The 18,335-nt window shown below is 54.5% G+C and carries 20 protein-coding genes, 1 rRNA gene and 1 pseudogene; 8 read left to right on the top strand and 14 right to left on the bottom strand.

Going from position 1 to position 18,335, the window contains the following annotated elements; translation table 11 throughout:
* Positions 1-13: 13 nt before the first annotated feature.
* The 8 genes from ptsP to BXA07_RS12460 all read right to left on the bottom strand — a co-directional run bounded on the left by ptsP (position 14) and on the right by BXA07_RS12460 (position 7,812).
* Positions 14-1,756: a phosphoenolpyruvate--protein phosphotransferase gene (gene ptsP / locus BXA07_RS12495; protein WP_076568447.1), complete on the bottom strand. Its 1,743-nt coding sequence runs from the start codon at positions 1,754-1,756 to the stop codon at positions 14-16.
* Positions 1,757-1,800: 44 nt separating this feature from the next.
* Positions 1,801-2,070 carry an HPr family phosphocarrier protein gene (locus BXA07_RS12490; protein WP_010393142.1) on the bottom strand — a complete coding sequence of 90 codons (270 nt, stop codon included), beginning with the start codon at positions 2,068-2,070 and terminating at the stop codon, positions 1,801-1,803.
* A 92-nt stretch (positions 2,071-2,162) separates the two neighbouring features.
* Positions 2,163-2,567 carry a PTS sugar transporter subunit IIA gene (locus BXA07_RS12485; RefSeq protein WP_029496035.1) on the bottom strand — a complete coding sequence of 135 codons (405 nt, stop codon included), beginning with the start codon at positions 2,565-2,567 and terminating at the stop codon, positions 2,163-2,165.
* A 14-nt stretch (positions 2,568-2,581) separates the two neighbouring features.
* On the bottom strand, positions 2,582-3,538 hold the full coding sequence (gshB, locus tag BXA07_RS12480; protein WP_076568249.1) for a glutathione synthase: 957 nt from the start codon (positions 3,536-3,538) through the stop codon (positions 2,582-2,584).
* A gap of 97 nt (positions 3,539-3,635) precedes the next feature.
* On the bottom strand, positions 3,636-4,934 hold the full coding sequence (gshA, locus tag BXA07_RS12475) for a glutamate--cysteine ligase (RefSeq protein WP_076568248.1): 1,299 nt from the start codon (positions 4,932-4,934) through the stop codon (positions 3,636-3,638).
* A gap of 204 nt (positions 4,935-5,138) precedes the next feature.
* Complete coding sequence (gene amt, locus BXA07_RS12470) at positions 5,139-6,677, bottom strand: ammonium transporter (protein WP_076568247.1); 1,539 nt, start codon at positions 6,675-6,677, stop codon at positions 5,139-5,141.
* A gap of 11 nt (positions 6,678-6,688) precedes the next feature.
* Positions 6,689-7,027: a P-II family nitrogen regulator gene (locus tag BXA07_RS12465; RefSeq protein WP_010393464.1), complete on the bottom strand. Its 339-nt coding sequence runs from the start codon at positions 7,025-7,027 to the stop codon at positions 6,689-6,691.
* 11 nt (positions 7,028-7,038) lie between these two features.
* The gene (locus BXA07_RS12460) at positions 7,039-7,812 is read right to left on the bottom strand and encodes a TorF family putative porin (RefSeq protein ID WP_076568246.1); all 774 of its coding nucleotides are present in this window, start codon (positions 7,810-7,812) and stop codon (positions 7,039-7,041) included.
* 270 nt (positions 7,813-8,082) lie between these two features.
* On the opposite strand from BXA07_RS12460, the gene BXA07_RS12455 reads away from it, so the two are divergent.
* From BXA07_RS12455 to BXA07_RS12445, 3 genes are all read left to right on the top strand, one after another.
* On the top strand, positions 8,083-8,331 hold the full coding sequence (locus tag BXA07_RS12455; RefSeq protein ID WP_076568245.1) for an accessory factor UbiK family protein: 249 nt from the start codon (positions 8,083-8,085) through the stop codon (positions 8,329-8,331).
* Positions 8,332-8,442: 111 nt separating this feature from the next.
* The gene (locus BXA07_RS31605; RefSeq protein WP_280175055.1) at positions 8,443-8,577 is read left to right on the top strand and encodes a hypothetical protein; all 135 of its coding nucleotides are present in this window, start codon (positions 8,443-8,445) and stop codon (positions 8,575-8,577) included.
* A complete protein-coding gene (locus tag BXA07_RS12445; RefSeq protein ID WP_076568243.1) occupies positions 8,574-10,271 on the top strand; it encodes a recombinase family protein in 1,698 nt (565 codons plus the stop codon). The genes BXA07_RS31605 and BXA07_RS12445 overlap by 4 nt, the downstream gene beginning before the upstream one ends.
* A gap of 861 nt (positions 10,272-11,132) precedes the next feature.
* Here BXA07_RS12445 and BXA07_RS30140 read toward each other — a convergent pair.
* A complete protein-coding gene (locus tag BXA07_RS30140; RefSeq protein ID WP_139335548.1) occupies positions 11,133-11,657 on the bottom strand; it encodes a hypothetical protein in 525 nt (174 codons plus the stop codon).
* A gap of 100 nt (positions 11,658-11,757) precedes the next feature.
* Between BXA07_RS30140 and BXA07_RS12440 the strand changes: the two genes are divergently transcribed.
* On the top strand, positions 11,758-12,000 hold the full coding sequence (locus BXA07_RS12440) for a helix-turn-helix domain-containing protein (protein ID WP_076568242.1): 243 nt from the start codon (positions 11,758-11,760) through the stop codon (positions 11,998-12,000).
* 135 nt (positions 12,001-12,135) lie between these two features.
* On the opposite strand, the gene BXA07_RS12435 is transcribed toward BXA07_RS12440, so the two are convergent.
* From BXA07_RS12435 to BXA07_RS30135, 3 genes are read right to left on the bottom strand one after another with little or no spacing between them, the layout of a single operon-like run.
* The gene (locus tag BXA07_RS12435) at positions 12,136-12,360 is read right to left on the bottom strand and encodes a cold shock domain-containing protein (protein WP_076568241.1); all 225 of its coding nucleotides are present in this window, start codon (positions 12,358-12,360) and stop codon (positions 12,136-12,138) included.
* Entirely contained in the window at positions 12,353-13,528 is a 1,176-nt protein-coding gene (locus tag BXA07_RS12430) for a reverse transcriptase family protein (protein ID WP_083708195.1), read from the bottom strand. The genes BXA07_RS12435 and BXA07_RS12430 overlap by 8 nt, the downstream gene beginning before the upstream one ends.
* A gap of 22 nt (positions 13,529-13,550) precedes the next feature.
* Entirely contained in the window at positions 13,551-13,769 is a 219-nt protein-coding gene (locus BXA07_RS30135) for a hypothetical protein (RefSeq protein ID WP_139335547.1), read from the bottom strand.
* Between the two features lie 657 nt (positions 13,770-14,426).
* Between BXA07_RS30135 and BXA07_RS12425 the strand changes: the two genes are divergently transcribed.
* The 4 genes and pseudogenes from BXA07_RS12425 (at position 14,427) to BXA07_RS12410 (ending at position 17,872) form a co-directional block, all read left to right on the top strand.
* Entirely contained in the window at positions 14,427-15,014 is a 588-nt protein-coding gene (locus BXA07_RS12425) for a recombinase family protein (protein ID WP_076568239.1), read from the top strand.
* A 294-nt stretch (positions 15,015-15,308) separates the two neighbouring features.
* Positions 15,309-16,742, top strand: a pseudogene (locus BXA07_RS12420) (YifB family Mg chelatase-like AAA ATPase); the annotation flags it as partial.
* A gap of 59 nt (positions 16,743-16,801) precedes the next feature.
* On the top strand, positions 16,802-17,347 hold the full coding sequence (locus BXA07_RS12415) for a hypothetical protein (RefSeq protein WP_076568238.1): 546 nt from the start codon (positions 16,802-16,804) through the stop codon (positions 17,345-17,347).
* A gap of 180 nt (positions 17,348-17,527) precedes the next feature.
* Positions 17,528-17,872, top strand: a complete 345-nt coding sequence (locus BXA07_RS12410) for a DUF1840 domain-containing protein (RefSeq protein WP_076568237.1) — start codon at positions 17,528-17,530, stop codon at positions 17,870-17,872.
* A gap of 61 nt (positions 17,873-17,933) precedes the next feature.
* Here the strand turns inward: BXA07_RS12410 and rrf are convergent.
* Together rrf and BXA07_RS31075 are read right to left on the bottom strand one after the other, a co-directional pair.
* Positions 17,934-18,046 (bottom strand): 5S ribosomal RNA (gene rrf, locus BXA07_RS12405).
* Positions 18,047-18,151: 105 nt separating this feature from the next.
* On the bottom strand, positions 18,152-18,335 hold a 184-nt coding region (locus BXA07_RS31075), incomplete at its 5' end, for a hypothetical protein (protein ID WP_212592292.1).

The following is an 18,335-nucleotide window of genomic DNA, read 5'->3' as shown; positions in this document are numbered from 1 at the left end:
TTAAGGTGACAGTTTACATGAGCTGCAGTTGATGGACAGCTTCCGCGATCACATTTGGCTCCATCGAACGCATAATTTTGCGCATTTGTGGTGCAATCAGGGCCAGGTCGCTGTTGAGAATCTCTTGCTTGACCGCCAACAGCTGGGCCGGATGCATGGAAAACTCGCGCAAGCCCATGCCCAGCAGCAAGCGCGTGAGCTTCACGTCGCCCGCCATCTCTCCGCAGACGGCTACATCGATACCCGCCTTGTGGCCGGCGGCGATCGTCATGGAGATCAGCTGCAGCACGGCCGGATGCAGCGGATTGTACAAATGCGCCACTTCGTAGTCGACCCGGTCGATGGCCAGGGTGTACTGGATCAGGTCATTCGTGCCGATCGACAGGAAATCCATGCGCTTGACGAACATGGGCAGCGCCAGCGCGGCGGCGGGAATCTCGATCATGGCGCCCACTTCGACGGCATCGTCGAACTTGACGCCCTCCTCGCGCAGGCTGGCCTTCGCTTGCGCGATCATGGCCAGCGACTGGTCGATCTCGAAGGCGTGCGCCAGCATGGGGATCAGGATGCGCACCTTGCCAAAGGCCGAAGCGCGCAGAATCGCCCGCAGCTGCGTCAGGAACAGCTGCGGCTCGGCCAGGCAGTAACGGATGGCGCGCAAGCCCAGGGCGGGGTTCAGGGCCGTATGGTCGGACTGGTCGAGCGGCTTGTCGGCGCCGATGTCGAGCGTACGGATGGTGACGACTTTTCCCTTCATCGACTGCACCGTGCTGCGGTAAGCCTCGAACTGCTCGTCCTCGGTGGGAATCTTGTGCGCACGGCCCATGAACAGGAATTCTGAACGGAACAGGCCCACGCCGCTGGCGCCCGATTCCAGCGCAAACGCGCAATCCTCGGGCAGTTCGATATTCGCCAGCAGGGTGACGGGCGTGCCGCATTTGGTCACGGCCGGCGTCTTTTTCAGCTTGCCCAGCTTCTTGCGCGCGCGCTGCATGGCCACCTGGCGCTCGCGGTACTGTTCCAGCACCAGCGCGCTGGGGTTGGCGATCACGACGCCGGCGTCGCCGTCGATGATCAGCCAGTCGTCCTGCTCGATCAGCATCGACGCCTGCGACATGCCGACGGCGGCCGGAATATCGAGGCTGCGCGCGACGATGGCCGTGTGCGAGTTTTGTCCGCCCACGTCGGTGATAAAGCCGATGAAGGAGCGGTCGCGAAACTGCAGCATGTCGGCCGGAGAAATATCGTGGGCGACGACGATCATCTGCGCCATCAACTCGTCCGCGGTAGCCGCTTTCGGCAGCAGCTGCTCGGTACCCAGCAAGACCTTCAGCACGCGCTCGGCCACTTGCTGGATGTCGGCCTTGCGTTCGCGCAAATATGGGTCTTCAATTTCGTCGAACTGCGCCGACAATTCATCAATCTGCGTCAACAGCGCCCATTCGGCGTTGTAGTGGCGCGAACGGATGATATCGAGCGGCGCTTCGGAAATCATCGGATCCGACAGGATCAGCGCGTGCACGTCGATAAAGGCGCCCAGTTCCGTGGGCGCATCCTTGGGCAAATCGTTCCACAAGGTTTGCAATTCCTTGTGGACGCTGGCAATGGCGTTTTGCAGGCGCTGGACTTCGGCCTCGATCTGCTCCTGGCCCACCAGATAATGTTTGACGTCAAGGGCGGCCGGCGCCAGCAGGTGCGCGCGGCCGATGGCGATGCCGCGGGAGACCGGGATGCCGTGGAGCGTGAAGGATGCCATGGGTTGACCTGTCGGAATGCGGCTGCGGCTGCGTTCGGCGGGCATTACTCGCCTTCGCCAAACCTGTCGTTAATCAGGGCGGTGAGCGCGTCGACGCATGCCTGCTCATCATCGCCCTCGGCTTCCAGGGTCACTTTCGCGCCCTTGCCGGCGGCCAGCATCATCACGCCCATGATGGACTTGGCGTTGATGCGGCGCGCATTGCGGGTCAGCCAGACATCGCTCTTGAACTTGGCGGCGAGCTGGGTAAATTTGGCGGAGGCGCGTGCGTGCAGTCCCAGCTTGTTGATGATTTCGAGTTCTTTTTGAATCATTTTTGTATGGTCTCTATCCCTGAATGCACTACGCTGATGACAATCTTGGCCTATAAAACCCGCCGCCTTCAAGGCGGCGGCCATGCACTTCCCTATTCGCCCACGCGAATGCGGTTATCGACGCGAACGGCGCCGCTTTGCGCACCGGCCAGCGCCATCTCCACCACCACGTCGAGCGTGTCGCGGCGATACGTGATGGCGCGCAGCAGCATCGGCAGGCTGATGCCGGCGATGACTTCCACGCGCCCCGCATCGGCCAGCTTGTTGCAGCAGTTCGACGGCGTGCCGCCCTTCACGTCGGTAATCACCAGGACGCCGGAGCCGTCGTCGAGGCGGCAGATGGCTTCCGATGCCAGCTTCTGCACTTCCGCCAGGTCCTGGTCGGCGACGACGTCGATGGCTTCAAAACGTTCCGTTGGCCCGCGAAACACATGCGCGCAGGCGGCGATGAACGCCTGTCCCAGCGGTGCGTGTGTCATGAGCAATATCCCTACCATGGTCATTTCGCCTGTTATCGCTGCTGCGTGGACGCAACACCGTGTTCGACCGCCTCGATGAACATGGCGGCCACATCAAACCCCGTCTGCTGCATGATTTCCTGGAAGCAGGTCGGGCTGGTGACATTGACTTCCGTCAGATAGTCGCCGATCACGTCCAATCCTACCAGCATCAGGCCACGCGCGGCCAGGATGGGACCGAGCTTCTCGGCGATTTCCCGGTCGCGCGCCGTCAAGGGCTGCGCCACGCCCGTGCCGCCGGCCGCCAGGTTGCCCCGCACTTCGCCCGCCTGCGGGATGCGCGCCAGCGAAAACGGCACCGGCTTGCCGCCGATGACGAGAATGCGCTTGTCGCCCTTGACGATGTCGGCGATGAAGCGCTGCGCCATGATGGTCTGCGCGCCGTTATCCGTCAGCGTCTCGATGATGGCGCCCAGGTTCAGGCCATCGGCCTTGACGCGGAAGATGCCCGTGCCGCCCATGCCGTCGAGCGGCTTGAAGATGACGTCCTGGTGTTTGGCGTGGAAGGCGCGCAGGCGCGCTTCATCCGACGTCACCAGGGTCGGCGAAGTGAATTCCGAAAACTGGGCAATGGCCAGTTTTTCATTGTTGTCGCGGATGGCGGACGGCTTGTTGAAGACGCGGGCGCCCTGTTTTTCCGCCAGTTCCAGCAAATACGTGCCGTACACGTATTCCATGTCGAACGGCGGGTCCTTGCGTTCGATGATGGCGTCCAGGGTTGACAGGCGCACTTCCTCGGTGGAGACGACCTTGTACCAGTCGTGTTCGTCGCCGGTCAGCTCGATGTGTTTTACCCGTGCCGTGACGATGCCTTCTTCCAGCGCCATGTCCTTCTGTTCGAAGGCGTAGACGGCGTGGCCGCGTTTGGCCGCCTCGCGCATCATGGCGAAGGTGGAATCTTTGTAAGTCTTGAAGCCTGCCAGCGGGTCGGCAAGGAATGCAATTTTCATGGTGCGTCCAATCGGGGAGCCTGGATAAGGAATGCTTGATTCTAGCCGAGATCGCCAGGCACAGTAGTCACCGCGCCCGGCAAACGGCAGGGAGAGATCAATACACCTCGGGATTCGGGTCCGTGCGCTCCATTTCCAGCGACGCGGCCAGCAAGGCCAGTCGCGCCACCACGCCGTACACATAGAAGCGGTTCGGCGCGGCCGTGCCCGGCTTGGCCTTCAAGTCCGGCACGGCATGCTGCTGGGCAAACGCCAGCGGCACGTACTGCGAGCCGGGCGCGTTCAGGTTCTGGTCCACGCCCTTCTCTGCGTGCACGCGGTAAAAACCGCCCACCACATAGCGGTCGATCATGTAGACGACGGGCTCGGCCACGGCATCCTTGATGCTTTCAAACGTGGGCACGCCTTCCTGGATGATGACGTCGGTGACGACCTTGCCATCCTTGACGATGGACATCTTGTCGCGCTGCTTGCGCGACAGGTCGCGCACTTCGCTGGCGTCGCGCACCGTCATGATGCCCGTGCCATACGTACCCGCGTCGGGCTTGACGATGACGAACGGCTTTTCCTTGATGCCGTATTCCTTGTATTTCTTGCGGATCTTGGCCAGCAGCACGTCGACGCTGGCGGCCAGCGCGTCTTCGCCCTCGCCTTCCTGGAAATTGACGTCGCTGCACTTGGCGTGGAAGGGATTGAGCATCCACGGGTCGACATCGATCATCTTGCCGAATTTTTTCACCACTTCATCGTACGCCGCGTAGTGGTTGCTCTTGCGGCGCAAGGCCCAGCCTGCGTGCAAGGGCGGCAACAGGCTTTGCTCATGAATATTTTGCAAGATGTCGGGGATACCGTCCGACAAATCGTTATTCAGCAAGATCGTGCATGGGTCGAAATCCTTCAATCCCAGGCGGCGGCCATTGTTCAGGCGCACGAGGGGTTCGATGACGAGCATATTGCCATCTGGCAATGCCAACGGTGTCGGCTGGGTGATGTCGGGCGACCACGAACCGAAGCGCACGTGCAGTCCCGTCTGGCGGAAAATCTGCATCAGGCGCGCCACGTTCTGCAGGTACTGCGGCGTGGTGTTGTGCAATTCGGGCACGATCAGCAGGTTGCGGGCGTCCGGGCAATACTTGTCGATGGCAGCCATGGCCGCTTGCACGGACAGGGGCAGCATTTCCGTGGCCAGGTTATGAAAGCCGCCGGGGAACAGATTGGTATCGACAGGGGCCAGCTTGTAGCCGGCGTTACGCAAGTCTACCGAGCAATAGAAGGGCGGCGTGTGCTCTTGCCACTCCATGCGAAACCAGCGCTCAATGGCCGGCGTCGCGGCCAGAATCTTTTTTTCGAGGTCGAGCAGCGGTCCGGTCAGGGCCGTGACGAGATGGGGAACCATAGTTACATCCTTAAATTATGTGCAGTATTCAAAAAAGCACACAGAACTGCCGACTATATTACCGTGTAAGTACCCCAAATCGGGGCAAAAGCCTTGTTTTAAAGACCTTTTCCATTCCCACAACGAAAAAAAGGCACCTCAATGAGGCGCCTTTTCCAGCCGGACATGCCGCGACGGGGCGCTGGCATGCCAGATCCTTGTTATTTAGCCATGGTACGCTTGCTCGCCATGACTGGTGATGTCGAGGCCTTCACGCTCCTCTTCTTCCGGTACGCGCAAGCCGATGACGATGTCGACCAGTTTATAGGCGACGACGGAAACCAGGGCCGACCACAGGATGGTGGTGCCAACCGCTTGTGCCTGCACCCACACCTGATGACTGATCGAATACGGATCAGCCGACATCTTGTTGGTGACATAGTCGAAGATGCCCTGGCCGCCCAATTGTGGTGCAGCAAACACGCCCGTCAGCAAGGCGCCCAGGATACCGCCCACGCCATGCACGCCGAAGACGTCGAGCGAATCGTCGGCGCCGATCAGGCGTTTCAGGCCGTTCACGCCCCACAGGCAGATGATACCGGCCAGCAAGCCCATCACCAGGCCGCCCATCGGACCGACAAAGCCGGCGGCCGGGGTGATCGCCACCAGACCGGCCACTGCGCCCGAGGCGCCGCCCAGCATGGATGGCTTGCCCTTGGTGATCCATTCGCCAAATACCCACGACAGGGTGGCGGCGGCCGTTGCCAGCAAGGTGTTGACGAAAGCCAATGCCGCCACGTCGCCCGCTTCCAGCGAGGAACCGGCGTTGAAACCGAACCAGCCCACCCACAGCAGCGAAGCGCCGATCATGGTCATCGTCAGCGAGTGCGGTGCCATCGATTCACGGCCATAACCGACGCGTTTGCCAATCATGATGGCGCCCACCAGGCCGGCGACAGCGGCGTTGATGTGCACCACGGTGCCGCCGGCGAAGTCCAGCGCGCCTTTTTGCCAGATCCAGCCCGCTTTCAAGGCTTCGCTGGCCGAGGTGGCGGCGTTGGTGATCAGGTCAGGACCGGTCCAGAACCACACCATGTGGGCGGCCGGCAGGTAGGCGAACGTGAACCACAGTACGACGAAGGCCAGCACGGCGGAAAACTTGGCGCGCTCGGCAAACGCGCCGACAATCAGCGCACAGGTGATGGCGGCAAACGTGCCCTGGAACGCCACGAAGACGAACTCGGGAATGACGACGCCCTTGCTGAAGGTGGCGGCGGCGGCAAACGTGCCCTTGGCCGGATCCCAGATACCATTCAGGAACAGGCGGTCGAAGCCACCGAAGAACGCGGTTTTTTCCGTGAAGGCAATCGAGTAGCCATAGATACACCACAGCACGATGACCAGCGCGAACACCATGAACACCTGCATCAGCACCGACAGCATGTTCTTGGAACGCACCAGGCCGCCGTAGAACAAGGCCAGGCCGGGGATGGTCATCAAGATCACCAGCAAGGTGGAAATCATCATGAAGCTGGTGTCGCCCTTGTTGGCGACGGGCGCGGCGGCTGGCGCGGCAGCGGCCGGGGCCGGGGCGGCGGCAGCCGGTGCCGTTGCGTCAGGCACGGGCGTCACGGCGGGGGCGGCAACGGCCGATGTCGTGGCCGCTTCCGTCTTGACGGGGGCGTCGGCAAAGCTCGGCGTGGCGACGCCAAACGCACACAGGCAGGCTATCCCGGCGAGCAATTTTGTTATATTTTTACGCATCAATATTCCCCTTAGAGCGCTTCGTTGCCGGTTTCACCGGTACGGATGCGGATGACCTGTTCCAGGTTGTAGACGAAAATCTTGCCATCGCCGATTTTACCGGTACGCGCGGCGCCTTCGATCGCTTCGATGGCCTGGTCGACAATGGCGTCATCGACGGCCGCTTCGATTTTTGTCTTTGGCAAGAAATCAACGACATACTCGGCGCCACGGTAGAGTTCCGTGTGCCCTTTCTGGCGGCCGAAACCTTTGACCTCAGTGACGGTTATGCCTTGCACATTGATAGCCGACAAGGCTTCGCGCACTTCGTCCAGTTTGAATGGCTTAATGATTGCAGTAATCATTTTCATGGCAGTCTCGCTTAAAAGGTTTTGGATACAGTCAGCACGAGACCGGATTTCGCCAGATTCTTGCCGTTGGGTGCCAGCGACGTGATGTTGGCTTTGACGTAGGCCAGCGCAACAGTTGCCATGCCGAAATCCTTGGTGACACCGAGCTTGTAATCGGTGTAGCTGAGGGCATCGTTATGTTCGACTTTCTGGCGGCCCACATGCAGGTTCAGCAGATAGCCTTCGTACATATCGATATTCGCGCCCACATCGAGGTAGCCGCTGTTCTTGCTATCAGGCACGCCGAACAGATTGGTGGTCGAGTGCGAATACTTGATGTAGGCCGGACCATAGCCGAGCTGGCCGTACAGCTCGAAGGTGTTCGCATTCGTGCTCAAGCCATTCGATGGGTAGAAGTAATACAGGCTCCCCACATCATAGGTAAAATCCTTGCTGATCTCGCCCCGCTTGCCAGCATAAATATCCCATTCCAGATTGGTATCGCCGCCGCCGTCCTTGATCCACTTGATGCTCGACAACCAGGTGCCCACATACAGGCCCGTCGGATTGTGGGTATAGTCGGCGCCGCCGCTGATGGCCGGATTCAGGCGGCTTTGCGAAATGCCGCGGTAACGGTAATCGCTGGTCAGCGCCACGTTGTAGCTCACGACATTGTCGGGCACGGCCTCGGCCACAGCGGGTGCCGGTGCCGCCACGGTATCTTGTGCCATCGCGCTGCCGCTCAAGGCGGTCACGGCCAACGTCAATGCGGCTGCTAAAGTCATGTTCTTGGACAGATTCTTCATGGCGATTCCCTTTTATTGAACTTTTAAAGCGGTTGAGGTTTAAAATCTTGGCTGGAGATCACAAAGCGTTCATAACTTCTTTAGCAGAATACGTGCCAGCTATATTGCCACCTTGACAGGTGCATTTCCGTCCATACATACCCTGCAAGCCGCTGGGCACGCGGGAATACGCTGCTGAGGCGTTGTGGATTTATCTATTTTCGCACCAGATTAACACCGCTGTGCACCGCAATGGTGCGATGCACATGCCGCACCATAAAAGGACTGAACATGGACATGAATACCTTCTTTAACGACTTGCAAGGCAAGATCCACCAAGCCATCGAGAACTCGCCGGCCAAGGATATCGAGAAGAATGTGAAATCGATGATGACCCAGGGTTTCGCCCGCCTGGATCTGGTCACGCGCGAAGAATTCGATATCCAGGCACAAGTGCTGGCCAAGACGCGTGCCAAGCTCGATGCACTGGAATTACGCCTGATCGAACTGGAAGCACGCCTGAACGCCCCGAAGGCGTAATGCAGCGCAGGCAAGGCGCTGCAATCGGCAGCCTTGCTGGCGCACATCAAGCCTCATTCTCTTGCCATTGCTAGACTGATCTTGCCCGCGCCCGCGGTGCAGGGGAGTCTGATGAGCCTGGCAGTCTTGAAAAGCCGCGCCCTGGCCGGCATGGAGGCGCCCGAGGTGAGCGTCGAAGTCCACCTCGCCAATGGCTTGCCTTCTTTTACCATTGCTGGGCCGATATACACTAAAATCTGTGTATGACAAATCTCGCCTACTCATATATACGCTTCAGTCACTCAAGCCAGAGGCACGGTGGAAGCCTTGAGCGCCAGGACACAACAGCTGCCGAGTACGCAGCACGCAAAGGCTTAACGCTAGACACCGAGCTAGACATGCGAGACCTCGGTAAATCAGGCTTCACAGGTAAGAACATCACTGACGGAGCATTAGGTAAGTTCGTCAAGGCGGTTGAAGATGGTACCGTGCCTGTCGGCTCATTCCTGCTCATTGAAGACATCGACCGCCTCTCACGCCTACCCGTGATGGAAGCACTCGCCGTCTTCCAATCCATAATAAAAGGTGGCGTGACAGTGGTTACACTGAAAGACGGGAAGGAATACAGCAGCGCCAGCTTGCTCGACGATTGGGTCCCCCTGATGCCAATCCTAGTTTCAATGGGACGTGCAAACGAGGAGTCAAAACGTAAATCGACCCTGCTCAGCAGTGCTTGGAAGAGGAAAAAGGAAGCTGCCGCTGCCGAACTGCTGCCAATGGGAAATAATGCCCCACAATGGCTAGAGTACGTCAAAGAGGACACGGCCCACGGCATCAATGCGTACTACAGAGCTATCCCAGAACGCGCTGCTATCGTGCAACGCATCTTCCAGCTGTCAATAGACGGACGTGGACGGACGTCCATAGCTGCCATTCTGAACGCAGAAAACACACTGGCCTTCAAAGGTGGCTTATGGGGGACAACACAAATCAGCCGTATCCTTAAAAGCCGTGCCGTGCTTGGTGAATACCAGCCCCGCACTATGCGCAAAACAACTGGCCATCCTCCCGTCATTGGTTACTTCCCAGCAGTAATCGACGAAGCCACTTTCAACGAGGCAGCGGCAAAGAACACAAGCCGCCGCATTCATGGCCTGAAGAAGACCACTAGAGATTTTAACGTTTGGGCTGGCATTGGCAAGTGTGCTGCATGTGGCGAATCAATGTACAGCATCACGAAAGGTAAGTTGCCAGAGGTGGGACGTATATACAGTGCGGGAGAGAAAAAACCCCCTCCTGTTTACACATATCTAACTTGCTCTGGCAAGCGTGCTGGCTGCAAGGCAAAAGCAATCAGGATTGAAAAGACAGAACTGATCTACCGGGAAATACTGGCTAAGGTGGGAGACAAGTCTCTTTTTGAGGACAAGGCTGCAATACAAGCAAGCAACCTTGAGGCTGCGCAAGGAAAGCTGATGACTGAGGAAGGCAAACTAGCCAAGATGGCGGAAGGTTTAGAAGAGGCGTACAGCCTGACGTTAGCAAAAGAATTAAATAAGCAGGAAGGCAAGATTGACAATCTCAAAGAGGAGATAGCCTCCCTCAAACTGTCACTGGCCGCTGACACAATAGATGACAAGGCCGCATTCTTCGCTGCATTCGACCTGACTAATAGAGACTTACGTCAAAAGTCTAACGAGCTTTTGAAACGATTGAACATCATTGTCAAGATTGATGGTGGAGCTAGTCATTACAGTGTGGAGCAAGACAAGGCGAAGATACTGGACATCTTCGATAGCAAGGAACCCGGCATCACGTTCTTCCCAGCGACTCCGGCCACCAGCAATGCCGTGTGGGACCAAGAAGGTAATTTTTCTCCATCCTTTGATCCTGATCCCAACTACGAAGAGGACGACTATGCAAGTGAAGGTGACTACGGAGATTCCCGTAACACCAATTAGCACCTTAGCCTCGACTTCACACCTACACGATCCAGCTTCCTAAGCAGCAGGCATAGAAAGTTGAGGACTTTACTAAGCACGTAAGCTTAGGCGCTGGCGAATTAGTTGCATAAATTGCAAATTCATGCTTGCGACATAGGGAGCAAAGGCTAGAGGAGATATTTACTATCTTTTGCATGACATAATGAGAATATTTTACGATTTTCCTTGCAAATATTCTAAAAGTGTACTATGTGTCTATTGACAAAATTCACGGCATCGAGTACAATGCCGTTAAAAGCAGTAAGCAGTATAAATAAGTTATATAAATAAGCTATATAAATAAGCTATATACTTAAGTTATATATAAAGAAAAACACATCTACTCCCGAAGAGGGAGAGATACTAAGTATATAACATATGTTATATTACTAATTTATATTACTAATTATATTAACAAATATATAACATATGTTATATATGCTAATTTACCTCCCTTTCGGGAGTGTGGTGCGTAGTAGTTTTCTTCGATACCGTACAACTACCAAGCTATGTCTCTCGTCATCGTACAACGTAGTAGCTGCCCACCACTGCTGCACAAACTCTCTATGTAATTATCATCGTACAAAGCTGTAGCAAATACAGTCCTGTTTTCACAGTGTCCGTACAAATATCCCTACCCATTCCGAAACACATCTAACGCCGATACTTAAAAGGCTCGCAGGCTTAATTTAAGGCACCTACACGCCTTCGTATTGTGTGAGGGTGCACCTGCCTAGCCTTTTTCAATTTAAAAGCCGCTACAGCTCTCTAATCGATTTTAACGCAGAGTGAACTGTAATATCGCATCTACCCTTCAAAAATGCCAAACTATCAAAAGTCCTATACCCTGAAATTCTCAGGCACGAATCGATGACCGCAGGAGCCGCAAGCAAATGTGTTTTCCCATTTCCTGTAGGCCTCCAAGCTGCTCTTGTTCTCCACCTCATATCGCTCAATTTCCTGCTGAGTTGGGGGAACATCCAAAGAATGAGCAATAAAAAAAATCACAACTATCATTGCAATGGCGAGAAGCAATACTGTTCCCGCTTGAGCACCAGATATTACTGCCATAATAGATACAAGTATGGCAACAACAAAGCCTCCTAGCAATGCCGAGCCAATGCTTTTCTTACTGTCAGATTCGAGGGGCGGCACCGGAGGAGGAGCCGCTCTTCTGGATGCATCAGTCTGCTGGATTCCCGCTGCCGTTCCTGTCGTTGTAATTTTCTGCCTACCAATCGTATTGAAAGTACCAACAGAGTGCATGGAAGTATTGACGTTAGACAGCCCATCACTGTAGATCACTGAGAGTTTTTTCGCATGTGGAGCTTCACAGAGGGGGCAAGTTGTATTTATAGAGGCCATACACTTCCTAAGAATAAATTGGCTAGAGATGATAAAAAAGAAACTTATTTGCGGTTCATGAACCGTCGATCAAGGCAAAGTATACCGCCATCATCGCTTTGTGCCCAATCTTTCTCCTCAACGTTACGACCCCTCATTAGTTGCCTTAGGAGCAAGCATTCGTCGTGTACGGATGGAATTAGGTATTTCCCAGGAAAAGCTGGCGCTGGTTGCAGAAGTTGATCGCAGCTATCTAGGTCGGGTGGAGCGAGGGGACAATAACGTAGCGATGCTTACGCTGGTCAAGATTGCACAGGGACTCAATACTACAGTGAGCCGCTTAGTCATAGATGCAAATCTATAGAATTATTGCGAAATTGCATGCTTCATCATACTTAGCTAGCTCATCGAATGTATTCTTCAATGTCATGCATAAATGATCTAGCATACAAGCGCCAGCTCAATAAAACGTCTTTAGATTAGACGTAAATATATTGATTCACCCTACAATAATTACATTTTTTGCTCGTGGCCCTTTTGGACTTTGTGGCTCTTCCAGCTCAAATTCTATTTGTGTTCCGACTACAGCAGCCGAATCTCCGTCCGCCGTGACGAAGTCGCTGTATAGCACAAAGACATCTTTTCCTTTTTCTCTTCTAATGAATCCAATACCCTTAACGGGATTATAAGCATTAAGAATTCCGCGATATCTTGCATTAGCCATAAAATTCACTCATTGTTCTTTTCGGCCGCCGAATATTTAACAGGGCTTGCAGACTTTTCGCCGTAGGTACATGCGTCCTTTTAACTATCGAGACAGCATGCTGTAATTGGTAAAACTTTTTCAAGTATCCGATTGAATTAGAATCACGCTGATTTTTACAAAACTTACTCACTAAATTGGCCACCTTAGCCACGTCATAGTTATTGTACGTAGGAAGTATGGTATCAAGGATCAACTTTAAGCGAGTAGCACGAGAGTGATTTAGCCTCTCTAGTAAGGCAACTTTGCCAGCTACTGAACTGTAGCGCGTATGATACTTAACTTCATTTACTCCATTTTTAAGCGCTTCCCTCTTAAGCTGGATTACTTCGCATGAAATTTCAAAGCATTTCTTACGATCAAGCTTAGGACTCCCACGATTAATCCATAAGCCAGTTATAGTCATTAAATCCAGCGGGTTCCCTTTGGAACGAACATGAGTTTTATCAGGGTGAATTTTGAGTCCATAATGGCCTAACATCTTAGCAATGATATCGATGACTTTAGACACACGCTCACTTGAAATTTTCTTCTTGGAGCTTATAGTGATGTCATCAATTAGCCTTGTATATTGAAAGCCCTGAGCCTCAAGATTGGCAGCAATTTTATATTCACGGTCAAAAAGAATAATGTTTGATATACAAGAACTCGTTGGTGCGCCTTGTGGCAACTGATTATTCAACATTGTTAGCTTCGCTAACACAGTTGCAACCTCATCGGGAAATTGAAATAATCGCAAGAATGAATTCTCAACCACCATTGAAGTCACATTTGGGAAAAAACTTTTGATGTCCAGTGTAATAGCCACTTCAGCACCAAGATGTGCGGAAGCATTTGAGTGAAAGTCTCGGGGATTGGTAGCTTTAATGCCACCATGGAGATAATGCGGAAATTTTATATGACAGAAAATTCGATTTAAAATTCTTTTTTGCAGAATTTTAAGCAACAGAATAGGCTCAGAAAGCGAGCGCATCTTCCCCTTCACAGGCTTTTCAAAAGAAATATAGTAATTACCAACATTATTGGCAATCTTAAGTAAGCGTCCTTCTGAAATATCCAACGCTTTGGCAAGTACTGCTACACTGCCAATTGGTGCACCTGAATAGTAAATCTTGTGACTGCCTGCCATATAGGAAAATCAGTGAGAGGTGTTAAAAAATATTCAAGTACATCAAAACATTATGAATACTTTCAACTAAAAAGGGATAATGGCTAATAATACCGCCAACCAAAGCACTGGTAAGACCTCTAACCACTGCACTCTTTAAACTGCCAGCACCGGCGGGTTTGTCATTGCACTTAATCTCCCGACTAAATACAACTAAGTTCTTTACAACAACGTAAATTACGGGGTTTGCTTGGTGTTTCATTGTGGTTCCTTTCAATTTCATGTCCTTCGACATGGCTCACGCATGATTGCGCGACGCAGCCTAACATTGAAAAAGTTCCTCAAAGGCATAAACCGGTGCTGCTGTTCCCTCTCACGTCATTACGCCTAACACGGGTAGACCCGGCGTCGGCGCCGTACAGCCGGGACAGGCGATTATGCCTCAAAGCCCAGGCTGCCGGTCGTGATCTTATCTCAAGAAAGATTCGATCGTCTGCAAAATCACAGACACGGATCCTTTGATACGTAATTACGTCATGAACACCCTCAGATATCCATCTGATAACCAATTATAAAACACAAAATAGAAATTCGGTAACATTTTTACATATGGCAACTTCGTTAGTCGTAGATGCCATACATGTTGCAAATATGCAATACATGCAATACATGCAATTTGTGTAGATCGTGCTGTGAAAGTGTCACTAACCATCTTACAAACTTATCGGAAGATATTGAAAGAGTTACAACTAAGTGCCTTTGCTTCGCTCTTGACCGTCGCCCATTCCTATAGATCAAAAGTTGTAACTTGCGCGCCACCGCTGAAACTACCTCTCAAGCTAGCTCAAAAGATACTTTACAGTGCTTATGATCCAGATCATAATAACTCAACTATCTAATGACCCAGTCAGGAACCAGCATGAGCCACATAGCCTACTACCGCGTCAGCAACACATCACAGTCCATACAGTCGCAGAAAGCAGCACTCACCCATGCCGACCTGATCGAGCATGAGTATATGGACGAAGGCGTGTCCGGTGCCGTAGTTGCGGCCAATCGCCCCGGCTTCGCTGAACTCTTGAGGTACATCCGCAAAGGCGACACCCTGCATGTGTACGCCGTTGACCGTCTGGGCCGTGATGCCATCGACGTACAGACAACCATCCGGGCCTTGCTCGAAAAGGGTGTAACGCTGGAAATCAACGGGCTTGGGCAAATTGGCAAAGGCGTAGGCGAACTGATCGTCGCCGTATTGGCTCAGGTAGCAGACATGGAACGGCAACGCATCATCCTGCGCACTACGGCGGGCCGCGAGCTAGCTAAAACGTCGCTGGCAGCTACTGGCAAGACCCACCGGGGAAAAGAAAGCCTTGGCCGACCTGTGAAGGCAGACGCCGCAGCCGTCAAAGCATGGCGTACAGAGAACACGGCATCTATTAGTCAAGCAGCCAAACACTTTGGCCTGTCTGATTCCACAGTCAAGCGGTACTGTGCAGCCCAAGCCTGATCTGGACGACTGGACAAGCAGCAAAGGGGGACGGCTTGCGCCGTCCCTTTTTTACGTCTGTACGCTTAATGACAACCCCGCTACGCCCTGCCGAAATGTGTGTAGCTTCTTACCCTGCCCAGCTATTTAAACGCCTTCTGTCCATATTTCATAGCCATTGACGGGGACGCCCTCCCTCCCACTCCCTTGTTTGATACAGCATTCGACCTCCCACCTATTTCAATATTTTTATATTTCTAATATGGCAACTCTCTTTCTCATCGCATCTCTGTAAAATTTTTAGTGTAATTAAGCCCATCTTTTACCATTGTCGGCCTGCCCGATACGGAAGTGAAAGAGTCGCGCGACCGCGTGCGGGCCGCGCTGCAAAACTGCGGCTTCGAGATGCCCGCGCGACGCATCACGGCCAATCTGGCGCCCGCAGACTTGCCGAAGGAATCGGGACGCTTCGACCTGCCCATCGCACTGGGCATTCTGGCCGCCTCCGGTCAGTTGCCCGGCGAGCAATTACACCACTATGAATTTGCCGGTGAACTGTCGCTGTCGGGACAGCTGCGCCCCATTCGCGGTGCGCTGGCCATGACCTTTGCCATGCAACGCAGCAAAACTGGCCTGCCGCGCGCCTTCATTCTGCCGCAGGCGAACGCCGACGAGGCGGCCCTCGTCGGCAACGCCAGCATCTATCCCGCACACACCTTGCTCGAGGTCTGCGCGCACTTTGCCGCACCAGACAGCCGGACAGCCCTGCAGCGCCACCAGCCCATGCTGCCGGTGACCACCTCTCCATACCCTGACTTCGCCGACGTGCAAGGGCAGCAGCAGGCGCGGCGCGCGCTGGAAGTGGCGGCCGCCGGCGGTCATAACGTCCTGATGGTGGGGCCGCCCGGCGCAGGCAAAACCATGCTGGCCAGCCGTTTTCCCGGCGTGTTGCCGCCGATGAGTGAGGAAGAAGCACTGGAATCGGCCGCCGTGCACTCGCTAAGCGGACACTTCAGGGTGGAGCAATGGAAGCGGCGCCCCTACCGCGCCCCGCACCAGACGGCGTCCGGCGTGGCGCTGGTGGGCGGCGGCAATGTCCCCCGGCCCGGTGAAATCTCGCTGGCACACTGCGGTGTCCTGTTTCTCGACGAAATCGCTGAATTCGACCGCAAGGTGCTCGATGTCTTGCGACAGCCCCTGGAGTCTGGTCTCATCAGCATTTCACGCGCGGCCCGCCAGGCCGAGTTTCCCGCCCGCTTCCAACTGATCGCGGCCATGAATCCCTGTCCTTGCGGCTATCTGGGCCACGTTTCGGGACGCTGCCGCTGCACACCCGACGCCGTGTTGCGCTATCAGCGCCGCTTGTCCGGACCGCTGCTTGACCGCATCGACTTGCAGATCGAAGTGGCCGCCCTGCCGCCAGCCTTGCTGGGCCAGCAAGGGGTCAACGCCGAATGCACGCAGCGCATTGCGGGGCGGGTGGCGGTCGCCTTTTCCCGGCAGTTGGCGCGCCAGGGGAAATCCAACCAGCGCCTGAACAACACGGAAATCTCACAACATTGCCAATTGGAAACGCATGGCGAACGGCTATTGCACAGTGCCATGCTGCGCCTGCATTGGTCGGCGCGCACCTATCACCGGGTGCTGCGCGTGGCGCGCAGCATCGCCGACCTGGCGGACAGCAGCATGATCGCGCCCCCGCATCTTGCCGAAGCAATCCAGTACCGGCGCGTGCTGGGTGAAATATAGGGCCGCACGCATGCACGTACACGATTGCGCACAACGGGCCACGCTGCTACCATCATCTGATGAAAAAAACATCACTTGCCTGCGTTCTGGCAACGCTCGCCGTGGCTGGCATCCTGTCCGCCTGTAGCCCGAAATTCGACTGGCGCGACTATCGCAGTCCCGACGCCCAATTCACGGCCTTGTTTCCCAGCAAGCCGGCCGTGTTGACGCGCGAGATTGACCTTGATGGCAAGAAAGTCAGCCTGACCATGACGGCCAGCGAAATCGATGGCAATACCTTCGCCATCGGCAGCGCCGTGCTCGACAGTGTAGAGCAGGCGCAAGCGGCCCTGCCCGCCATGAAAACGGCACTATTGAAAAATATCAATGGCGTCGTGCGCAGCGAAAAGCTGGCATCAGCCGCCAGCAGCACGGCGACGAGCAGCCACCAACGCAGCTCGCTAAGTATCGAGGCGACGGGCACGCAACAAGGCAAGCCAGTCTTGCTGGTCGGACGTTTTGTCGCGCAGGACAAGCACATCTTCCAGATCATCATTCTCGGTGAAGAAAGCAAGCTTTCACGGGACACCATCGACACCTTCATGGACTCCGTCAAGCTGGACTGAGACTTAGCAATCACTTAAACAGACGACGCTCTGGACCCGCCGCCCTTGCAAATACGTGTGTTGTCCAACAGATGGCCCTATCCAGCTTGCAGATTTACAATCCGGGCAAGCGGACGGCCTGTGCGACATTTCAAGTCGTGATATTGTTTCGACACTAACAACAAGTTTCAGAAAGCGCTTATGTTGATCTCATTCAAATCCAAATCCTCCCCAGAAGTGCTGATGTACCAGGAACATGCCCAGCGCATCCTCGATCTCCTGCACAAGAACCCCACTCGCGGCGTCATCACGCCGGCGGAAGCGGGCGACGCCCTGGCCCTGCTGGAAAAAGAAGTCGCGGAAAGCAAACTGCATCCGGAAAATGATATTGAGCACGATGCGCATACGCCGGAAACACTGGAAGACGGTGAAACAGGCGCCCATGCGCGCGCGCAAAAAGTGCATTTTTCCCAGCGCGCCTACCCCTTGATGGAAATGCTGCGCTCGGCCAAGGCGGAAGGTGAAAGCATCACCTGGGGCATCTAGTCCGATGAATGCTGCAGACGAAAAAAAACCCCGCACACGCGGGGTTTTTTTTATATAACAAGCCTGACGATAACCTACTTTCACACTGGTTGCAGCACTATCATCGGCGCAAAGTTGTTTCACGGTCCTGTTCGGGATGGGAAGGGGTGGGACCAACTTGCTATGGTCATCAGGCATAACTTTTTCAACAACCTGCTCCCAACGGGGCAGCAAGCCATCTGATCTGAGGAGGCGAATTATATAGGAATTTGCCTGAAGATGGGAGTAAAAGTGGTGATTTTATGGTAAAAAACCGCCAGACGAAAAAAAACCCGACCATTGCTGATCGGGTTTTTCTCTAGGTGAAACAGCCGGGGGCTGTTTCACCAAATAACAAGCCTGACGATAACCTACTTTCACACTGGTTGCAGCACTATCATCGGCGCAAAGTTGTTTCACGGTCCTGTTCGGGATGGGAAGGGGT

The organism is Janthinobacterium sp. TND4EL3, from assembly GCF_900156175.1.
GTDB lineage: Bacteria > Pseudomonadota > Gammaproteobacteria > Burkholderiales > Burkholderiaceae_D > Janthinobacterium.
This window is presented reverse-complemented; position numbering and strand designations above follow the sequence as displayed.